General features: G+C 71.8%; 14 protein-coding genes and 1 tRNA gene. 7 read left to right on the forward strand and 8 right to left on the reverse strand.

From position 1 onward, the window contains the following. Nucleotides 1-174: 174 nt before the first annotated feature. Complete coding sequence (locus ABZ312_RS19290; RefSeq protein WP_500330216.1) at nucleotides 175-2,247, forward strand: glycosyl hydrolase family 28-related protein; 2,073 nt, start codon at nucleotides 175-177, stop codon at nucleotides 2,245-2,247. A 265-nt stretch (nucleotides 2,248-2,512) separates the two neighbouring features. After that, on the forward strand, nucleotides 2,513-5,965 hold the full coding sequence (locus tag ABZ312_RS19295) for a phosphodiester glycosidase family protein (protein ID WP_500330217.1): 3,453 nt from the start codon (nucleotides 2,513-2,515) through the stop codon (nucleotides 5,963-5,965). A 100-nt stretch (nucleotides 5,966-6,065) separates the two neighbouring features. Here ABZ312_RS19295 and ABZ312_RS19300 read toward each other — a convergent pair whose 3' ends face one another. Beyond that, the gene (locus ABZ312_RS19300; RefSeq protein WP_500330219.1) at nucleotides 6,066-6,803 is read right to left on the reverse strand and encodes a MerR family transcriptional regulator; all 738 of its coding nucleotides are present in this window, start codon (nucleotides 6,801-6,803) and stop codon (nucleotides 6,066-6,068) included. A 54-nt stretch (nucleotides 6,804-6,857) separates the two neighbouring features. Between ABZ312_RS19300 and ABZ312_RS19305 the strand changes: the two genes are divergently transcribed. After that, nucleotides 6,858-7,124: a hypothetical protein gene (locus ABZ312_RS19305; protein WP_500438285.1), complete on the forward strand. Its 267-nt coding sequence runs from the start codon at nucleotides 6,858-6,860 to the stop codon at nucleotides 7,122-7,124. 49 nt (nucleotides 7,125-7,173) lie between these two features. Here the strand turns inward: ABZ312_RS19305 and ABZ312_RS19310 are convergent, their stop codons facing one another. The 4 genes from ABZ312_RS19310 to ABZ312_RS19325 form a co-directional block, all read right to left on the reverse strand. Further along, nucleotides 7,174-7,869, reverse strand: a complete 696-nt coding sequence (locus ABZ312_RS19310) for a hypothetical protein (protein ID WP_500330222.1) — start codon at nucleotides 7,867-7,869, stop codon at nucleotides 7,174-7,176. 103 nt (nucleotides 7,870-7,972) lie between these two features. Continuing rightward, entirely contained in the window at nucleotides 7,973-9,175 is a 1,203-nt protein-coding gene (locus ABZ312_RS19315; protein ID WP_500438287.1) for a WD40 repeat domain-containing protein, read from the reverse strand. Then, complete coding sequence (locus tag ABZ312_RS19320) at nucleotides 9,172-9,738, reverse strand: SigE family RNA polymerase sigma factor (protein WP_500330224.1); 567 nt, start codon at nucleotides 9,736-9,738, stop codon at nucleotides 9,172-9,174. The genes ABZ312_RS19315 and ABZ312_RS19320 overlap by 4 nt, the downstream gene beginning before the upstream one ends. Nucleotides 9,739-10,145: 407 nt before the next feature. After that, nucleotides 10,146-11,246: an acyltransferase family protein gene (locus ABZ312_RS19325; RefSeq protein ID WP_500438289.1), complete on the reverse strand. Its 1,101-nt coding sequence runs from the start codon at nucleotides 11,244-11,246 to the stop codon at nucleotides 10,146-10,148. Nucleotides 11,247-11,578: 332 nt separating this feature from the next. Here ABZ312_RS19325 and ABZ312_RS19330 point away from each other — a divergent pair, with 332 nt between their 5' ends. Then, nucleotides 11,579-11,749, forward strand: coding sequence for a hypothetical protein (locus tag ABZ312_RS19330; protein WP_500330227.1), 171 nt, complete (start codon nucleotides 11,579-11,581; stop codon nucleotides 11,747-11,749). Between the two features lie 255 nt (nucleotides 11,750-12,004). On the opposite strand, the gene ABZ312_RS19335 is transcribed toward ABZ312_RS19330, so the two are convergent. After that, nucleotides 12,005-12,080, reverse strand: a tRNA-Thr gene (locus ABZ312_RS19335). A 222-nt stretch (nucleotides 12,081-12,302) separates the two neighbouring features. Between ABZ312_RS19335 and ABZ312_RS19340 the strand changes: the two genes are divergently transcribed. The 3 genes from ABZ312_RS19340 (at nucleotide 12,303) to ABZ312_RS19350 (ending at nucleotide 14,856) form a co-directional block, all read left to right on the forward strand. Continuing rightward, nucleotides 12,303-13,421 carry an ABC transporter ATP-binding protein gene (locus tag ABZ312_RS19340; RefSeq protein ID WP_500330229.1) on the forward strand — a complete coding sequence of 373 codons (1,119 nt, stop codon included), beginning with the start codon at nucleotides 12,303-12,305 and terminating at the stop codon, nucleotides 13,419-13,421. 253 nt (nucleotides 13,422-13,674) lie between these two features. After that, entirely contained in the window at nucleotides 13,675-14,088 is a 414-nt protein-coding gene (locus tag ABZ312_RS19345; RefSeq protein WP_499513191.1) for a hypothetical protein, read from the forward strand. Between the two features lie 30 nt (nucleotides 14,089-14,118). Further along, a complete protein-coding gene (locus ABZ312_RS19350; protein ID WP_500358874.1) occupies nucleotides 14,119-14,856 on the forward strand; it encodes a nucleotidyltransferase family protein in 738 nt (245 codons plus the stop codon). Nucleotides 14,857-14,988: 132 nt separating this feature from the next. On the opposite strand, the gene ABZ312_RS19355 is transcribed toward ABZ312_RS19350, so the two are convergent. Together ABZ312_RS19355 and rlmB are read right to left on the reverse strand one after the other, a co-directional pair. Beyond that, nucleotides 14,989-16,584, reverse strand: a complete 1,596-nt coding sequence (locus ABZ312_RS19355) for a DoxX family protein (RefSeq protein WP_500438330.1) — start codon at nucleotides 16,582-16,584, stop codon at nucleotides 14,989-14,991. A gap of 184 nt (nucleotides 16,585-16,768) precedes the next feature. Then, entirely contained in the window at nucleotides 16,769-17,725 is a 957-nt protein-coding gene (gene rlmB / locus ABZ312_RS19360) for a 23S rRNA (guanosine(2251)-2'-O)-methyltransferase RlmB (protein WP_500330232.1), read from the reverse strand. Nucleotides 17,726-17,793: the final 68 nt, after the last annotated feature.

Raw genomic sequence — 17,793 nt, forward strand, 5'->3', positions numbered from 1 at the left:
CGCAAGCAGCGCAAAAAACAAACAGACAGACGCACTTGACCATCATCAGGCCGAAAACATCACGCATGAGCCTTGTGGAGCGGCCTGACGGGTCCTTACTGTCGCCTCACCTCACGACGTCCGCTCCGCCTCGAACGTCCCGGGCGGTCGCGCCTTACGAGAGAAGAGCTGGGGATGACACGGAGCAGCAGGAGTGCCTGGCGAAGAGCCGTGGCGGTGGTCGCGGTGGCGGCCGGCCTCGGCGTCGGCATCGGCCCGGTCGGTGCCGCGGCCCAGGCCGGTACCGCGAAGGCGAAGGACGCGGCCCGGCCGGTCGTGACGCGGGCGGCACTGGACCCGGCGCTGGTCAAGGGCCGTGGCGCGGACCTCGGGTTCGTGGAGCAGGAGGCCGAGAACGCCGTCACGGACGGCGAGGTCATCGGCCCGGACCGGACCGCCTACACGCTCCCCGCGGAGGCGTCCGGGCGCAAGGCGGTGACCCTGCGGCGCGGCCAGTACGTGGAGTTCACGCTGCCGAGCGCCGCCAACGCGATCACCGTGCGGTACAGCGTCCCGGACGCGCCCGGCGGGGGCGGCATCACCGCGCCGCTCGACGTGACGGTCAATGGCCACGCCCGCACGACGATGACCCTGACCTCGCAGTACGCCTGGCTCTACAACCAGTACCCGTTCTCCAACGACCCGCAGGCCGGGCTGCTCCACGACGACTGGTGGATCACCGAGTGCGGCTGCGTGCCGAACGCGACCACCCCGGCGCCGGTGATCTCCAAGCCCTTCCGGCCGAACCACTTCTACGACGAGCAACGCCTCCTGCTGGGCCGGACGTACAAGGCGGGCGACAGGATCCGGCTCACCGTCCCGGCGCGCTCCGGGGCCGTCCCGACGACCGTCGACCTCCTCGACTCCCACCTGGTCGCCCCGCCCCGCGTCTCGCTCCTCGCGGCGAACGTCCTCGCCTTCGGCGCCGACCCGACCGGCCGCCGGGACTCCGCCAAGGCCCTGGACGAGGCGATCGCCTTCGCCCGCCGCGCGCACCTGAAGGTCTACGTCCCGCCGGGCACCTACCAGGTCAACCGGCACATCGTCGTGGACGACGTGACGATCGAGGGCGCCGGCAGCTGGTACACGATCATCAAGGGCAAGGAGGTCGCGCTCGGCTCTCCGGCGCCAGGGGGGTCCCCCCGGCCGGAGGCTGGGGGAGGCTCCGTGCACACCGGCGTCGGCTTCTACGGCAAGGACGCGGCGGACGGCGGCAGCCGCGACGTCCACCTGTCGGGCTTCGCGATCGAGGGCGACGTCCGCGAACGCATCGACACCGACCAGGTGAACGGCGTCGGCGGGGCGATGAGCGACTCCACCATCGAGGGCCTGTACATCCACCACACCAAGGTGGGCATGTGGTTCGACGGCCCGATGTCGAACCTGCGGATCACCGGCAACGTGATCACCGACCAGATCGCCGACGGCCTCAACTTCCACACCGGCGTGACGGATTCGATCGTCCGCAACAACTTCGTCCGCAACTCCGGCGACGACGGGCTGGCGATGTGGTCGGAGAAGACCGGCAACGCCCGCAACACCTTCGACCACAACACCGTGCAGACGCCCGTGCTCGCCAACGGCATCGCGATCTACGGCGGCACCGACACCACGGTCTCCGGCAACCTGATCGCCGACCCCATCCGCGAGGGCAGCGCCCTCCAGGTGGGCTCCCGCTTCGGCGCCCAGCCGTTCACCGGGCACCTGTGGATCACCGGCAACACCACGGTGCGGGCCGGCACGTACGAGCTGAACTGGAACATCGGCCTCGGCGCGATCTGGTTCTACGCCCTGGAGCGGAACATCGACGCCGACATCCGCGTGACCGGCGACCACTTCCTCGACAGCACCTACAACGCGATCATGCTGGTCGCCGACTGGCCGGTGAAGGACACCTACTCGATCACGAACGTGCACTTCAAGGACATCCGGGTGGACGGCACCGGCACCTCGGTCGTCAGCGCCAGGGTCGCCGGCTCGGCGTCCTTCGAGAACGTCGACGCCCGCAACGTCGGCGCGGTCGGCGTCAACAACTGCGGCTCCTTCAACTTCCCCGCCACCGGCTCCGAGTTCTCCCTGACCGACCTCGGCGGCAACGACGGCGGCGGCACCACGGGCCCCTGGCTGGGCGCGTGGGAGCTGCCCAACACCATCACCTGCGACGACCGTCCCCCGGTCGTCGCGCCCCCGGGCCCCGCCCCCTGGTGACGGGCGCCCGCACCTGACCCGAGGGACCCACCGAACGCCCCGGCCGAGCATCGGCCGGGGCGTTCCGCACGTCCGCGCAGGCACGGCAGCGGCGCGGTGCGGCCGGCGGAACCCCTTCAGCGGCGACGACTTGACCGAATCCATAACCCCGCACCCCCTGCGGGTCACCCGCCGATCCACACCCGGAAACCTGGGCGTCGCCGAACGGGTGTCGGGTGGACGGGGGCCGGCGACCAGCCGGCACATCACCCATAAGGAACACTCCATGACACTTCGCGGGAAGAGGACCCCGGGGACCGGCGCACGCCGGACCGCCGTTGTCACCGCGCTGGCGCTGGCACTGACCGGCGCCGTGGGCGGGGCCGTGGCCACCGCCTCGGCACCGGCGGGCGAGGAGGCCCTCCAGGGCCACGCGCCCGACCGTGACTGGTTGCCGGAGACTCCGCAGAACTGGCCGCTCGTGGTGGACCACACCCGGGCCCCCGCCGAGACGGTTACGCGCGGTCTGCAGCACTACAGCGAGACCTACGACACCGTCGGCGGCCGCCAGCACGTCCAGGTGCTCTCCGCCGACCTCGGCGACCCGAACCTCCGGGTCGGCATGGTCCAGGCCGGTGGCACCATCACCAACCCGGCCGACGAGACGCCGTCGTCGATGGCGCACCGCACCCACGCGGTGGCGGGCGTCAACGGCGACTACTTCGAGATCCACGCCAGCGGCCGTCCGCTCGGCGGCATCATGACCGACGGGCGCCTGCTGAAGAGCCCCAAGCCGGGCTTCGCCTCCCAGTTGGGCGTCAAGCCCGACGGCACCATGGTCATGGGCCCGGAGACCTTCTCCGGGACGATCACCGCCGGCTCCGCGACCCGTGCGCTCACCTCGGTGAACACGGTGAACGACGTGACGTCCGGCGGCATCACCGAGGTCACCCCCGACCTCGGCGAGACCCCCGGCCTGCCCAAGGCCTCCACCCTGGTGCTCGGCCACGTCACCGACGGCGGCTTCGTCGTCGACGACGTGCGGACCGGCGTCACCACCGTGCCGCGCCTCGCCGACGGCCGGCTCGGTCTGCTCGGCGCCGGCGACGGCGGGCAGTGGCTGACCGACACCCTGCACGCGGGCGACACGGTGGGCATCGCCACCCGACTCTCACCTGACAACGATGTCACCCAGCTGATCAGCGGCGTCGACACGCTGGTGAAGGACGGCCAGGTCTACAAGGACCCGACCGGCACCCCGCCGAGCGGCGCCAACCCGGAGACCGCGGTCGGCGTCACCAAGGACGGCAAGCACGCCATCGTCATCGCCGTCGACGGCCAGGGCGGCGCCACCACCGCCTTCGGCGTGACCCGTGACCAGGCCGCCGGCTACATGGTCGCCCACGGCGCCTACGACGCCATGCTCTTCGACGGCGGCGGCTCCACCGGCATGGTCAGCCGCGCCCCCGGCGCCGACCGGGCCGAGATCGTCAACAAGCCCTCCGACCAGCCCGGCAACACGGAGCGTCCGGTCGCCAACGGCATCTTCTTCTACTCCACCGCCGAGGAGGCAGGCCCGGCCGTCAAGGTCGTGGTGAACGGCGGCGAGCAGGTCACCACCGTCGCCGGCGGCACGGTCCCGCTCCCGGTGCACTCCGTCGACCGGCTCGCGAACCCGGCGGCCGGCCAGGTCCACGTCCGCGTCGTGCCCGCGTCGCTGGCCTCGTACGAGGACGGCAAGCTCACCCCGCACCGCACGGGCTCGGGCCGGATCATCGCCTCGAACGGCCGCGCCTCCACCTCGGAGAAGCTCGAGGTCGTCGGCAAGCTCTCGACCCTCACGGTCTCGCCCGACAAGGCCGACCTGGACAACGGCGCCACCCAGCAGCTCGCCCTGTCCGGCACCGTCAAGGACGGCGGCGCGGTGCAGATCCCCGCCGAGGCGGCCACATGGAAGGTCACCCCGGAGAACCTGGGCACCGTCGACGCGCACGGCCTGTTCACGGCGAGCACCGACGACGGCGGTCTGGCCGAGGTCAGCGCCCAGGTCGCGGGCACCACCGCGACCACGTCGGTCGCCGTGGGCCGGGTCAGCAAGGTCATCGACCCGATCACCAGCCTGGACGTGTGGCGGCTCAGCAACAACACCACCGGCAACCCCGCCACCCTGACCGCCGACCCCGGCGTCGTCCCGCCGGGCTCCACCGAGGCGGGGTCCCTGCGGCTCGACTACTCGATGCCGGCCGGCTCCGGTGTCAAGCAGCTGGTGCTCTCACCGAAGGTCACCCTGAAGACCGACACCGCCAACGGTCAGGTCCCCACCGCCATCGGCGTGTGGATCAAGGGTGACGGCAACGGCATCGAGCTCGCCGAGAAGTACATCGGCGTCAACGGCACCTCGACCACGCTGTACCCGACGTTCGTGACGTGGAAGGACTGGCACCTGGCGGTCGCGCAGCTGCCGGCGGGCATGCAGTTCCCGCTGACGATCAGCTTCATCGACTTCCTGGCGATCAGCCCCAGCACGGCCTACAGCGGTTCGCTCAACGTCGCGGGCCTGCAGGCCCTGTACTCGCCGCGTCCGGTCACGGTGCCCGAGTACCGCGCGATCCCGCAGAACCCGAAGTGGCTGTCCTTCGAGGAGGACTCCGCCGACTTCGCCAAGCGCGGCACCACGATCCTCACCGGTGACGACGCGCACATGCTCGCGAGCGACCCGGGTTCGGTCAGCAGCAACGTGATGGACTCCATAGCCGAGCGGCTGCCCACCTTGACCCCGCAGGCACGCCCGGACTCCGCCCAGTTCCTCGGCGACATGCCCGACGACGGCAAGCTGGCGGACCTGCAGTACGCGAAGTCCAAGATGGACGCCCTCGGCATCCCCGAGCGCGACATCGTCGGCAACCACGAGATCACCCAGGGCGCCGACTCCGAGAACGGCAACTTCAGCGACACCTTCGGTGAGACCCACTACGCGTACGGCCAGGGCGCCGCGCGGATGATCGTCACCGACAACTCGCACGGCAGCCTGCAGTCCTCGGACCCGTTCCAGAACCCCGAAGGCGTGCAGTACCCGTGGCTCGTCCAGCAACTGACGGACACCACCGCCAAGGACGTGCTGGTCATCACCCACATGCCCGCGTACGACCCGCATCCGGCCGCGAACAGCCAGTTCACCGACCGCTGGGAGGCGCGGATGTACCTGCGGCTGGTGCAGCGCTACCAGCAGACGCACCCCAAGCAGCACGTGATCATGATGTACGGGCACGCCCGCGGCTTCGCCGAGCAGATCCTCGACCCCGAGGGCCGGAGCGTGACCACCGACGAGGGCGGCATCCCGCAGTTCACCTTCGCGGACCTCGGCATGCCGGCCTACGCCCCGGCCGACCAGGGCGGCATCTACCACTTCGGCCTCGTCCGGATCGGTGACGACGGCAACCTGCAGTACACCGTCGAGCCCGCGCTGGCCTCGATCGAGGTCACGGGCCCCACGGACCCGATCGCCCGCGGCGACCGCGTCACCCTGACCGCGACCGGCGACCAGATCGCCGGCGACAACATCGCACCGCTCACCATCCCGATCGCGGACCCCGCGTCCCACGTCTGGACGTCGGGCGACCCCAAGGTCGCCTCGGTGGACCCGTCCACCGGCGCCCTGACCGCCCACCGCTCCGGCACCGCGACCATCACGGTGACCAGCGGCGGCGTCACGGGCACGACCCAGGTCACCGTCCGCTGACCCCCAGGGGTGCCCGACCCGCGCGGGCGGGCACCCCTCCGCGGTCCTACAGCCACCGCCCCCATCCCGACGCGCAGGGACGCCGGGCCATTCGAGCGGCTCACGGCGCCGCGCCGAGCCCCGCCCGGATCAGCGAGTCCAGCCGCCGCCAGGCCGGGGAGGCGGCGTTGACCGTGCTCTGGATGAGGGCGGGGATGTCCGAGGCCATGTCCACTTCAGGGGGCGCGCTCGATCCGTAGCGGCTCCGGGTCGCCTCGACGATCCGCTGCGCCAGGTCGTCGAGGCGGGGGTCGCCGGGATCGAGGCCGTACGCATGGTCGTACCGCAGGAAGAGCTGCCGCAGCGCGGGCTCGGACAGCATCTCGTCCTGGTCCTGGAAGAGGGCCCCCGCCTGGTCCGGGTGGGTGGCGAAGACGAGGATCCACAGGTCCCGCTGGAGGTCCGCCCACCGGGGGGTGAATCCCCAGCGCCGCAGGTCCTCCAGATGCGCCCGGACCCGGGCGGGCAGCAGCGTCGCCTCCCCGGAGGCGAGCTCGCGCAGGCGCGCCCGGGTGGCCTGCAGTCCGCGGATCCGCTCGGCCAGTCGGCCGTCGATGCCGTGGAGCGCCCGGCGGAACTCCTCCTCGCCGGCCGCCCTCAGTTCCTGGATGCGGGCCAGGGGGACGCCGGCTTCGGCGAGCGTCCGGATCTTGATGAGGGCGACGACGTCGTCCGCCCCGTAGCGCCGGTAGCCAGAGGCGTCGCGGCCGGGCTCGGGAAGCAGCCCCTTGGCGTGGTAGACGCGGATGGTCTTGATCGACACTCCGACGTACGCCGCGAGCTGACCGATGGTGATCACCCGGCAATCGTGGCACTTGACCCTGCCCCAGGGGCAGGGTTGCACCCTGGCGCCATGGTGAACACGAACTTCGACCGCGAGACCCTGCGCGAGCTGGCGGACGCCGGGAACGAGAGCGCCCTGGACCGGCTGGCCGACCTCGCCGACGCCGCCGGGGACATCGAGGAGCTGAGCGAACTGCTGGACGAGGGGTCCCCGCACGCGGGATTCCTGCTGACCCGCCGCGCCGCCGCCGCGGGCGACCTGCGCGAACTGCAGCGGATCGCCGACGCGGAGTACGAGGAGGCCGGGATGGAGCTCTCGCGACTGCTGGGCGCCTAGCGAGGACGCCATCGCCCGGCCGGTGGGCGGAGGCGGCGAGGCTCCGGATTCAGGCGTGAAGGAGGCCGAGTCGCTCGGTGGCCCGTCGCCATCCCGCCGCCTCCGCCTGGGCGCGGGTCCGGAGCTCCGTCACCAGGTGCCGCGGCCAGGCCCCGGCGCCTTCCGTCGCCCGGACCAACGCCAGGTCCTCCGCCTGGCGCCGCGTCTCGGCGCCCGGTCCCGGCAGCCGGGGATCGTGCTGGTCCGCGGCCATGGCGGCGACCTGGAGGCACCGGAGGGCTCCGTCCCAGGGGCCTGCGGCACAGGCCGCAGCCGCCTCCGCTATCGCCGTGAGCGCGTCCATATGCATCATCACCGCACCCTCGGGTTCCGCCTCCTCCAGGAACTCGTCCAGGTCGGGGGCCTCGTCGTCGGGATCCTCGTCCGTGTCGGCGGCGAACGGCCCGTACGAGTGGAACAGCTCGGTCATCGAGAGGGTCTGGTACTCCGCGGAGTGGCCGGCCAACCGGCCGGCCAGGTCCCGTATCCGGGCCGTCGCAGATCCCTCCCCACCCACGGCGCCGGACCAGCACTCCTGCAGCAGGTCCCGCGCCACCTCGGCCGCCGAGGCACCGTGGCGACGGAAGCGCTCGTCGCCCAGGCACCCCGCCATGCGCTCGGCCGCCGCAAGGCCGACCAGGGCCGCCGCCCTTGGGTCGAGGGCGGCCAGGGCTGCTTGCCACTCGCGGAAGTCCCAGTTCTCCATGCCCACCCCTGATTTCCGACGCGTCCGCGCCATCTTGGCAGCACGACGCGACGTCCCGGAGGCAGGCGGCATGGCGGAAGCGAGCGGCCGGCGGGCCGCCTCATCAGCGTTCGGCGAAGACCGGCGTCCAGTCCACGGCCAGCGTACTGTCGCTCCCCTTGCTGAAACCGCTCAGCGGTACGACCTCGTCGCTGCCGATCGTGACGAGCGCGAGCCCGAAACGGACATCCTTCGAGCCATATGTGTAGTCCCAGGCGATCAGCCGCTTGCTGTCGATCCAGGCGAGCAACCGGTACCCGCGCACCATGGTGACCATCTTGCCGGTGAGGGGATCGCGGAGCGCGGAGCGGGCCTGCTTGTCGGGGCGGGGGCCCACGTAAATGTCCGCGACGAACTTGCCGTCCGGGGACAGCCCCGCCGCATTGCGCCGGATGTAGGCGTCGTTCGCGGGCGCGGCGACCTGCTTGCCCGCGAAGTCGTAGAACTGCCGGAAAGGAGACGAAGTGGTTCCGGAGTAGAGCAGCTTGCCGTCACTGCTGAAGGAGAAGTCCTGGGTGCCGAGCGCGTCGACGACGGTGGTCTTGCTCCAGGATCCCTTACCGGAGGCCACGTCCATGACGTAGAAGCCGGTGTGGCCCTCCTGGGAGTCGTCTTGCCGAATCCAGTCCCTGTGGCCGTCGCCGTTGACGTCACGGCGCACCTTGTGCAGCACCAGGTCGGGGTTCTTGCTGTACGTCGTCGCGACGAGCTTGCTGCCGTCGGGCGAGAACTCGACGCTCGCGACGCCGTGGTCGACCGGGATCCAGCGCTCGACCTCGCCGGTGAGCATGTTGAGCAGGCCGACCCGCTTGGCGGGCAGGTTCCTTTCCAGGACGGCGGCGGTCCGCATGCCTGGGGCGACGGCGACACGGGCCCACTTGGTCGTCTTCACGTACCTGCCGGTCTTCGGGTCCAGGAGCCGGTAGGTGCGGACGGCGAATTCACGGCCGTCGGCCTGCTTGGCGGTGTCCCAGGTGTAGTACGCGGCCATTGCGACGTCCCCCGCCGCGATCATGTCGCGCGGCGGCGTCTGGTCCGGGTGGGCGGAGACGTTCGCGAGGCGCGCGTCGTGCTTGCCGGCGTCCAGGAGCGGGACGCCCACCGCGAAGGCGACCACGGCGGTGGTGGCCGCTGCGACGGACGCCAGCGCCCGCTTCCGACGACGCCGTCGGACCGCCAGCACCCGCTCGGCGAAGCCCGGCCCCAGCGCAGGCTGTTCGGCGGCCTGTTCGCGCAGCGAGTCGCGCACCAGCTCATCGACGTTCACGGACGCACCTCCACAGGCGAGAAGTCACGGGACGACTGCTGCTCGGCGTCCGCGGAGCCGAGTGCGGCCAGTTCGGGGGCCAGGCCCCGCAGCCGGGCCAGGGAGCGGTGTGTGGTGGACCGCACCGTACCGACCGAGCAGCCCAGCAGACCGGCGACCTCGGCCTCGGGAAGGTCCTCGAAGTACCGCAGGACCAGGACAGTGCGCTGACGGGCGGTGAGCCGGGCCAGTGCGGCACGCATGACGATGCGCAGATCGGCCGCGCCGGGCCCGTCGTCGGCGCCATGGAGCACGGCGCTCTCCAGCGGCTCGGCCACGCTCAGTTCGCGCCGCGGCCACTTCAGCCGCCAGCGGCTCACCTGCTGCCGGTAGAGGATCTGCCGTACGTACGCCTCGGGTTCCTCGATGCGGTGCCAGCGTCCCGCGGCCTTGATCAGCGCGTTCTGCAGCAGGTCCTCGGCCGCGTGCCGGTCACCGCCGCTGAGCAGGACGGCGGTCTTCAGCAGCGCGGACGACCTGCTCTCCACGAAATCCCTGAAGTTTTCCTGGCCCTCGGCATCCATCGCCACCTTCTCTAGTTGCTCTGAGATCTTCCTCGGCGGGCTTGCTGTCCTTGATGACGTCCGCGGTGGCCGCCCGCTATGCCTGTGTGCACGCAAGAAATCAGCGGGCGGCCCGCACCGGGATCCGGACGCCGACGGCAAATACGGCGCCTGCGCGTCGACGGCACCGGAGTACGGCGACCGGGCGGGCCATCACCGGTTCAGGAGCGAGGTCGAGGAACCGTCGGCGTGACCTGCGGATTCCCCACCTCGCCGGACTCGGGCGGCACATCCCCCTGCAACGCGGGGCGGGGACGGAAGCGCCGGGCCGCGCGACGGGATCGGCGTGGACGGTCTGCTGAAGTTCCTTGTCGCACGCGGCAACGAAGACCCGGTGCCGCCGGGCCCGGCGCACATCGGCCGTCCGGCTAGCGGCCGGTCTCTCCCGCCCCGCCGCCGGAATGGACCAGCGCCCCGCCGGGAACGGGCTCGCGCGGCTCCACCATGGTCGTCGCCTGTTCGGGGGCCCTGGCCGCACCGGTCGCACGCGCCTCCGCGGTGAACAGCCACGCCAGCCTGGGCTGGATCAGCGGCCTGGTCAGCCAGCGCACGGGCTTGGACGCCAGCAGCGCCGTCGCCAGCACGGCCATCACGACCAGGGCCAGTTGCTCGTGCCAGGGGCCGACCCAGTCCGTCCCGATGCTGCGGCGCATGGCCCGGATCAAGAGGGGGTGGAAGAGGTAGATGTACAGGCCGCCCGATCCGAGGTAGGAGACCACCGGGATCCTCCCGCGCGGCACGAGCCGGATGAGACTGAGCCCGATGACCATGGCAGCCAGCAGGACCGCGGCGCGGACCGCCCAGCCCCACATCAGGTCGACCGGCAGGTCGTTCTGCGCATAGGGGACCGCCATCCCGAGCCAGCCCCTCGCCACCTTGTCCCGGAGCCCCCAGCCCGCCCCGAAGGTGAGGACCAGCACCGCCACCGCGGGCCACCGGCTCCAGCGCGCGTCCAGGACGTCCCGGAGGAAGCCCTGCCGGATCATCCATCCCAGGATGAAGAAGGGGAAGTAGGTCACCGTCCGCGAGGCGGAGTAGTCCTGGCCGAAGTCCGCGATGTAGCCCACCAGCAGCGCCACCACACAGGCCAGGAGCAACGGGTGACGCAGGATCACCACGTAGGGCAGCACCAGCCGCCAGAAGATGAGCGACAGCAAAAACCACATCGCCCAGGCCGGCTGGAGCAGCCAGATGTGCACGTCGCCGTGCATGTACCACGTCTGAAGTGTGTGCAGCAGGCTGACGGCCACGTAGGGCACCACGATCGACTCCGTCAGCCGTCGCAGTTCACGCGGGGTCACCGGACCACCGCTGGCGAAGTACCCGGCGACCATGACGAAGACGGGCACGCGCAGGGCCCAGGTGGCCAGCCACAGCCACCGCAGGCCGTCCGTGTGCACGGTCTCGCTCGCGTGCCCGATGACCACCAGCGTGCCGGAGAAATAGCGGATGTTGTCCCACCACGGCATTCGGCCCACCCCGACGCCGGCCCGCTGTCTTCGACCGGTGTACCCACTCTGCACGTCGAGTCTCCATCACGCCGTGGAACAAAACCAGGCGAGGCTAGCCGGACACGTGTTCGCCCCGAAGGCTCGTGAGGTGACGGCTCGGCCAACAGTTGGCGTACCTGCGCCTACCTGGCGACCACCATCGGCGGCGAGCGAGGACATCGGCCACGCGTCGCGTTCCCGGCAGGTTTTGCCAGGGAAAGCCCCCGCCGGCGCACCTCCGGGTGTATACCGGAAGTAACCGAACACAAGCCCCAAAACGGTCGCGTCGCTGCGCCTCTGAGGAGCCCCCCATGCCCTACGGAGCCGGCGCCGCCGTCCACCCCTCCCCTCGCTCCGATGCCACTCCGGCCCGCGGCTGCGAGGTGTGCCTCGGCTGGGGGACCGTGGTCACCGACCAGGGGCGGTACGAACTCTGCCCGGCCTGCCAGTGCCGGGCTTTCCAAGTGGGGCGCGCGCAGTGATGATCTGCCCCACGATGACGAGGCCCCCACCGCGGCAACTGCGGTGGGGGCCTCGTCTCCGTCCGTCGGCGTCCCGGCATCACGATGGACGTCTGCGCGCACGTGACTTCCGACACACAGCGTGAGCCCGTCAGCGCCAGGGACCGTCCGCTCGGGCGCCGCCCCGACCGCGCGTGACCGCCCCGGTAGACGTCACCCGTGGACGTCGAACGCCCCGGACCGATCATGGTCCGGGGCGTCGTCGCTGGTCCCAACTGGAGCCGCCTGTCGGGTTCGAACCGACGACCTTCGCTTTACAAGAGCGGTGCTCTACCAGCTGAGCTAAGGCGGCACGGCACCGTCCCCGCTCCGGGGTGCCCGGGAGACGGGTGGGGCCACGAGAAGTGTACCCAGGCGGGGAGGGGGGAGGGTCCGGGAATTGGCCGCCGGGAGGGTACTGACAAAGCGGGGCGGGCCAGGTAGCGTCACGGAAGGTCCACATCCTGTGGACTAGACCTCATTCCTTTACTCGGATCGTCCGGCACGTTCCTGCCGGTGAAGGGACCACTGCACCATGGCTACTGTCACTTTTGACAAGGCGACCCGGATCTACCCCGGGACCGAGCGCCCCGCCGTCGACGCGCTGCAGATCGACATCGCGGACGGCGAGTTCCTCGTCCTCGTCGGCCCCTCGGGCTGCGGAAAGTCGACCTCGCTCCGCATGCTGGCCGGCCTGGAGGACGTCAACGCCGGCGCCATCCGGATCGGTGACCGGGACGTCACCCACCTGCCGCCCAAGGACCGGGACATCGCCATGGTGTTCCAGAACTACGCGCTCTACCCGCACATGACCGTCGCGGACAACATGGGCTTCGCCCTGAAGATCGCGGGCGTCAACAAGGCCGACATCCGCAAGCGGGTCGAGGAAGCCGCCAAGATCCTGGACCTCACCGAGTACCTGGGCCGCAAGCCCAAGGCGCTCTCCGGTGGTCAGCGCCAGCGTGTGGCGATGGGCCGCGCGATCGTCCGTGAGCCGCAGGTCTTCCTCATGGACGAGCCGCTGTCCAACCTGGACGCCAAGCTCCGCGTCCAGACCCGTACGCAGATCGCCTCGCTGCAGCGCCGCCTCGGCACCACCACGGTCTACGTCACCCACGATCAGACCGAGGCCATGACCATGGGCGACCGCGTGGCGGTCCTCAAGGACGGTCTGCTGCAGCAGGTCGACACCCCGCGCCACATGTACGACCGGCCGGCCAACCTCTTCGTCGCGGGCTTCATCGGCTCCCCGGCGATGAACCTGGTCGAGGTGCCGATCACCGACGGCGGCGTGAAGTTCGGCAACTCCGTGGTGCCGGTCGAGCGCGACGCGGTGCAGGCCGCGGCGGACAAGGGCGACCGCACGGTCACCGTCGGCGTCCGCCCGGAGCACTTCGACATCGTCGACGGCGAGGGCTCGGGCCTGTCGAAGGACGAGCCGGCCGGTCTGGCCGTCACGGTGAACGTCGTCGAGGAGCTGGGCGCGGACGGTTTCGTCTACGGCTCGGCCGAGGTCGGCGGCGAGCACAAGGACCTGGTCATCCGCGTCGGCGGCCGCCAGGTTCCGGAGAAGGGCTCCGTGCTGCGCGTCGTGCCGCGCGCCGGCGAGAGCCACGTCTTCTCCACCTCCACCGGTGAGCGACTGAGCGACTGAGCCACTGAGCGACCGAGCGGGCGGGTGACCGGGCGCCCGGTCCCCGACCGCCCGCGGACACACCCGGCCCGGCCCCCGCGCAAGGGGGGCCGGGCCGCGGCCGTTCCCGGGGCCGAAACCCCCCGCATTTCCGGTCATACAATGGCGTTTCGACCATGTTCGTCAATGCGCCCGTAGTCGATCAAGGGGCATTCATCACTCATCAGAGTGGCTAAATGTCGCCAAATCATCACTCCTCGCTACCATCACTGCCGTGAACCAGGTAGCCCGCCGCATCGGCAAGTCACTCGCCCTCGTCCTCCCGGTCGTCCTCGTGCTCTCCGGCACCCTCGCCGTCACCCGCGTCCCGTGGGCGACGTCGGCGTCCGACGCCCAAGTCCTCACCGCCTCGCACCAGAAGGAGGCGGCGTCCCAGCGGTCGGCCCCGCAGGAGGTGCTCCGCCGCAAGCTGCTGGGCGAGCTGCAGGAGAAGAACCCCGGCATCGCCCTGACGCACCTGCAGCGCGAGATGAACGAGCGGCCTTCGCTGGCGCAGTACTGCGGTTCGATCGCCCGGTCCCTGGGCCGTGCCGCGGTCGCCAAGTACGGCTCGGTGCACCGCGCCCAGGCCTGGTCGCGGCCGGTCTGCGACACCGCCTTCGCGACGGGCGTGGCCTCGCTCGGATGACCCGACGCGCGGGTCGCGTAGGGTGCGCCCATGACCGGCACGCCCGCGACCTCCCCGGCGGTGACCCAGGCCGTCCTCCTCGCCGGAGGACAGGGCTCCCGCTTGAGGCCCTACACCGACACCCGCCCCAAGCCGATGATCGAGATCCCCGGAACCGGGATCCCGATCATCGGCCATCAACTTGCCTGGCTGGCCGCCGAGGGCGTCACCGACGCCGTGATCTCGTGCGGCCATCTCGCTGAGGTCCTCCAGGAGTGGCTCGTCGACGCGGCGGCCGACCTGCCGCTGCGGGTGACCACGGTCGTCGAGCGCGAACCGCTCGGCCGCGGCGGCGGCCTGAAGCACGCCGCGGCCTCCCTGCCCCGGCCCCAGGAGCCCTGGTACGCCACCAACGGCGACATCTGGACGCGCTTCTCGCTGCGGGAGATGGCCGCCTTCCACATCGAGCGGGCCGCGGTCGCCACGCTGGCGCTGGCCCGTCCGCGCATCCCGTGGGGCGCCGTGGAGACCGACGAGTTCGGCCACGTCCTGGACTTCATCGAGGCCCCGCCCTCGCCGTTCCTCATCAACGCGGGCGTCTACGTCTTCTCCCCCGAGTTCACCGGGCTGCTCCCGGAACGCGGTGACCACGAGCGCACCACCTTCCCCCAACTCGCCCGGGAACGGCGGCTCGCGGGCTTCCCGCTGCCCCAGGGCGCCTACTGGCGGGCCATCGACACCGCCAAGGACCTGGCCGAGGCCGCGAAGGAACTCGCCTCGCAGCCCTGAGCGCACCGACCGCGGCACAGCCCGCGCCACGGGCAGCACCACGGGCAGCGCCGCAGGCAGCGGCAGGGAACGACGAAGAGGCGGCCGGAGGGTGGAACCTCCGGCCGCCTCTTCCCGTGTGCCGTACGGGCGTTACGCGACCTTGCCCGAGCCGTGCCGCGCCGGGGCCCCGAGCAGCCAGCCGGAGGTCTCGCCGCTGCCCAGCAGCCCGCCGAGCGCGCCGCCGCTGTCGGAGGAACCGCCGCCGGTGCCTCCGGTGCCGTTGCCGCCGCCCTGCGTCGGCGGGTTGCTGGGCACCGTGGGGCGGGACGGGACGGACGGCGCGGGCCGCGCGGGCCCGCCGCCGGTGCCGCCGCCACTGCCGGTGGTGGCCGAGGACGACCCGGGACGCGAGTGCGTGGCGTTCGGCGCCGAGGACGCCGCCCCCCGCGCCGACGGCGAGGAGGACGGGGAGGACGAGGGACCGCCGGAACGGCCCGCCGAGGGGGCCGTGGAGGGCCGGGACGACTTCTCCCCGGGCACCTCGGGCAGCGGGGAGCCCTCGAGGTTGTTGGTCGGGACGTCGGTCGGGGCGGGGAGCTGCGTGCGCGGGCTGGTGGACCGTACGGCGGTGCCGAGGGTGGCACCGACCACGAGCGAGATCCCGACCAGCACCGTGGCCAGCACCGCGCCGCGCCGCAGCACCCGGCTCCGCAACTCCCCCAGCGGGGCGCGCGGGCCGAGCTTGCGCCAGGCCTCGCTCGCCAGCCGGCCGTCGGCGGAGTAGACCGGCGCCCCCGCGATGACCAGCGGGCTCCAGGCGGCGAGCAGGATGATGTCGGGCGTGTCGTACGCCGGGACGGTCCGCCAGCTCACCGTCACCAGCAGCGCCGCCGACAACAGGGCGCCGATCGACGCCGCGAACCGCTGCCAGAGCCCGAAGACCGTGAGCACCCCGGCGATCACCTGCAGGAAGGCCACCGTGAGTCCGGCGCCGATGGGGTGCGCGAGGGCGAGGTCGCGCAGCGGCTCGGCCAGCCCCCACGGGTGGAGCGAGGCGAGCCAGGTCACCATCGAGCCGCGCTTGCCGCCGTCGAAGTACACGGGGTCGCAGAGCTTGCCCATGCCGGCGTAGATGGAGATGAAGCCCAGGAAGATGCGCAGCGGCAGCAGCACGATGCCGAGGTTCATCCGGCGGCCGGGGTAGTAGGCGTGCCGGATGGGTTCGGCGCGTTCGCGGTTGCGGGCGCGGCCGTACTCCTCGTCGGGATCCGCGTACGGATCGAAGTCGGGGTCCTCGTCGACGGGGCCGGCGGTCGGCGCGGCGTACGCGAACTCGCTGGTGTCCTCGGGGTCGAGGTAGTCGTCGTAGGCGCCGCGCGCGGGGCGGATGCCGCCGAGCATCTCGCCGGGCGCCGGCGGCCGGCGCGGCGGGCCGACGACGGGCTGCGGCGGCTCCTCGATCCGCGGCAGCACCTGCGTCGCGGCGCCGAGGTCGGGGCCGTCCACCTGACCGTGGCGCACCGCGGCGAGCAGGTGGCCGGCAGCGGCGTCGCCGGGTTCGCTGCGCCCGGACCACACCAGGGGCGCACCGCGCCGCTGTGCGGCCGCGGAGGGGCGGACGGAGGTCGGGATGACGGGGACGCGCTGGGTCCTCGTCAGGGCACGGCCCGACGCCGCGCCGAGCTGCACGCGGAAGCTCGCGTGATTGACGATGACCTGGGCCGGGTCGGAGGAGACCTTATGCATGTTGAGCACAGGCTCGTCGGTGACCGCCGACGACCGTCCCCCCGGAGGAGTGCGGGGTGTTCTGGTGTCCACACTCATCTAACCGAGTGACACCCGATAAGGACACTGTGTGACGGGCCCCGTTGTGTCCGAGGCCCGTCAATCAGGGGTTGTCGCCGGGGCGCGCACGGGGGCGCGTCCGGGTTCAGGCCCGGCGGCGCGCCGCCTCGTAGAGCACGATGCCCGCGGCGACGCCCGCGTTCAGCGACTCGGCGCCACCCGGCATCGGGATGCGCACCCGCAGGTCGCAGGTCTCCCCGACGAGCCGCGACAGGCCCTTGCCCTCCGAACCCGCGACGACGACGACCGGGCCGGCCAGCGCCTCGAGGTCCTGCAGCTCGGTCTCGCCGTCGGCGGTCAGGCCGACGACCGTGAGGCCCGCCTTCTGGTAGGCCTCGAGCGTGCGGGTGAGGTTGGTGGCCCGGGCGACCGAGACGCGCGCGGCGGTGCCGGCCGAGGTCTTCCAGGCGCCCGCGGTCATCCCGGCGGCGCGGCGCTCGGGCACGACGACCCCGTGGCCGCCGAAGGCGGCGACGGAGCGGACGACGGCGCCGAGGTTGCGCGGGTCGGTGACCCCGTCCAGCGCGACGATCAGCGGGTCCTCGCCCGCGTCGAAGGCCTCGGCGGCGAGGTCCTCGGGGTGGGCGTACTCGTACGGCGGGATCTGCAGCACCAGGCCCTGGTGGTTGAGCCCGTTGGTGATGCGGTCGAGCTCCGGCCGCGGGGCCTCCATCAGCGGGATGCCCCGGTCGGTGGCGAGCTTGATCGCCTCGCGCACGCGCTCATCGTTGTCGATGAACTGCTGGACGTAGACCGCCGAGGCCGGGATGTCGGCGCGCAGCGCCTCCACCACCGGGTTGCGCCCGGCCACCAGCTCCGAGGTGGACTTGGAGCCCCGGCCGGACGGACGGCGCGACTGCGTGGACGCGGCGCGCTTCACCCTGGCGTTCGCGGCACGCTGCTTGGCGTGCCCCTTGCGCGCCTCCGCGGGCGGGGTGGGGCCCTTGCCCTCCAGACCCCTGCGCCGCTGCCCGCCGCTACCGACCGTGGCGCCCTTCTTGTTGGACGTGCGGCGGTTCCTGCGCTGGCTGTTGCCGGCCATGGGTCACCTGTTTCCTGCTGCTGTTGCTGCTACTGCGTGAACGTACGTACGTGTCAATGATGACGCGG

The organism is Streptomyces sp. NPDC006207 (genome assembly GCF_040613835.1).
Taxonomy (GTDB): Bacteria; Actinomycetota; Actinomycetes; order Streptomycetales; family Streptomycetaceae; genus Actinacidiphila.

Coding starts and splice junctions, on each gene's coding strand:
- ABZ312_RS19290 (WP_500330216.1), top strand. CDS start 175: ATGACACGGAGCAGCAGGAGTGCCTGGCGAAGAGCCGTGGCGGTGGTC.
- ABZ312_RS19295 (WP_500330217.1), top strand. CDS start 2,513: ATGACACTTCGCGGGAAGAGGACCCCGGGGACCGGCGCACGCCGGACC.
- ABZ312_RS19305 (WP_500438285.1), top strand. CDS start 6,858: ATGGTGAACACGAACTTCGACCGCGAGACCCTGCGCGAGCTGGCGGAC.
- ABZ312_RS19310 (WP_500330222.1), bottom strand. CDS start 7,869: ATGGAGAACTGGGACTTCCGCGAGTGGCAAGCAGCCCTGGCCGCCCTC.
- ABZ312_RS19320 (WP_500330224.1), bottom strand. CDS start 9,738: ATGGATGCCGAGGGCCAGGAAAACTTCAGGGATTTCGTGGAGAGCAGG.
- ABZ312_RS19325 (WP_500438289.1), bottom strand. CDS start 11,246: ATGCCGTGGTGGGACAACATCCGCTATTTCTCCGGCACGCTGGTGGTC.
- ABZ312_RS19330 (WP_500330227.1), top strand. CDS start 11,579: ATGCCCTACGGAGCCGGCGCCGCCGTCCACCCCTCCCCTCGCTCCGAT.
- ABZ312_RS19340 (WP_500330229.1), top strand. CDS start 12,303: ATGGCTACTGTCACTTTTGACAAGGCGACCCGGATCTACCCCGGGACC.
- ABZ312_RS19350 (WP_500358874.1), top strand. CDS start 14,119: ATGACCGGCACGCCCGCGACCTCCCCGGCGGTGACCCAGGCCGTCCTC.
- ABZ312_RS19355 (WP_500438330.1), bottom strand. CDS start 16,584: ATGCATAAGGTCTCCTCCGACCCGGCCCAGGTCATCGTCAATCACGCG.
- rlmB (WP_500330232.1), bottom strand. CDS start 17,725: ATGGCCGGCAACAGCCAGCGCAGGAACCGCCGCACGTCCAACAAGAAG.